The following is a 1,336-nucleotide window of genomic DNA, read 5'->3' as shown; positions in this document are numbered from 1 at the left end:
CGGGCGGCAGCGGGACAGGCGACGGGGGCGGCTTGATCGGCGGCGACGGCACGGGCGGCGGCACCGGTGGCGCCACGCCCACGCCCGCGCCGCGCAGCCTGCCCGCAATCCCGGCACGCGCCGGCCTGCTGGAGCTGGACGCGCCCGGCAACCAGCCCTCCATCCTCCCCGGCGGCGCCCGCGCGCCCTGGCCACGTCCCACCCCCTGGCCCCTTCCGCCCCTCACAGCTCCGGAATGACCGGCGAACCCTCACCCGGACGCAGCGTTTCGAAGCATGGACACACCAACCGGGGGGAGCGCCCGCATGCCGATCGACCCGAAGCGCGACCGCAACCAGGATGCCGCCGTCGCCGGCACCTTCCCCGCCAGCGACCCGCTGGCCGGCACGCCCGAAAGCGGCACGCGCGCCGTGCCGCCGCAGGACATGATGGGCCATGACACCCCGATGCCGCCTGACGCCGTCACGCTGCGCCGCCGCTTCCCGAGCGCGGAATCCGCCAAGCTCGCGCTCGAGGCCCTGGTGCGGGAGGGCCCGGTGGACCGCAACGCCGCCGAGATCGTGGCGCAGGGCGAGGAGACGGAGCTGCGCATCGCCGCGCCCGCCAACGACCTCCAGCGGCTGCGCGACCTGCTCGCCAAGGCCTCCTGATCCGAAATCGGGACGAAAAGGCATTTCGTCCTAGATTCTTGTTGCAGGGTTGCGCGCCACCGCCCTAGCCTCGCCCAGGACGCGAGAGAGGGCAGCGCATGGCGCAGCATCGGCTGGTCCCGCAGGCAAGGATGGCGGCCCTGGTCGCCCTCGTCCCGCTGCCCGCCTTCGCCCAGGACGTGGCGCAGCAGACGGCGCAGCAGGTGCAGGCGATGGCGCCGAGCACGCTCGCCATCTGGCTGTTCATGCTCTTCGTGGCTGCGCTGGCCTTCGGCCTGGGCCGCTACGCCTGGCAGCTGCGGCGCGACTACATCCATGTGCTGAGCACCGTACCGCGCGATCCGGGCACGACGACCGACCGCGTCGCCCTCTATCGCGAGAGCGCGGGCGGCCTCCCGGACGGCACCATCCGCGCCGCGCTCGCGATCGTCATCGTGCTGCTCACCATCCCCGCCATCGTGCTGTCGCGGCAGCTCGGCCTGTCCAGCACGGGAGAGCTCGGCACCATCCTCGGCGGCGTGCTCGGCTTCTATTTCGGCACCCGCAGCGGCGGCGCCGAGACCGACGCCGCGCGGCGCCAGGCCGACGCCTCGCTCAAGCAGGCCCAGGCCGCGCAGGAGGAGAAGCAGCAGGCGCAGGCCGAGGCGACGGCCGCGCGCGACGCGCAGCTGCAGGCCGAGGCCGAG

General features: G+C 74.2%; 2 protein-coding genes and 1 pseudogene. All 3 read left to right on the top strand.

Annotated elements, in window-relative coordinates:
* Positions 1 to 239 (top strand): annotated as a pseudogene (locus L2I40_RS23270) (hypothetical protein); the annotation flags it as partial.
* A gap of 66 nt (positions 240 to 305) precedes the next feature.
* The gene (locus tag L2I40_RS23265; RefSeq protein ID WP_237217730.1) at positions 306 to 650 is read left to right on the top strand and encodes a hypothetical protein; all 345 of its coding nucleotides are present in this window, start codon (positions 306 to 308) and stop codon (positions 648 to 650) included.
* Between the two features lie 131 nt (positions 651 to 781).
* Positions 782 to 1,336, top strand: a 555-nt coding sequence (locus L2I40_RS23260; protein ID WP_237217729.1) for a hypothetical protein, incomplete at its 3' end; no start/stop codon positions are given.

It is taken from the genome of Falsiroseomonas oryziterrae (genome assembly GCF_021864505.1).
Classification (GTDB): Bacteria; Pseudomonadota; Alphaproteobacteria; order Acetobacterales; family Acetobacteraceae; genus Falsiroseomonas; species Falsiroseomonas oryziterrae.
Note: the sequence above shows the minus strand (reverse complement) of the source record. Positions and strands in the feature narration are given on the sequence as shown.

Coding starts and splice junctions, on each gene's coding strand:
- L2I40_RS23265 (WP_237217730.1), top strand. CDS start 306: ATGCCGATCGACCCGAAGCGCGACCGCAACCAGGATGCCGCCGTCGCC.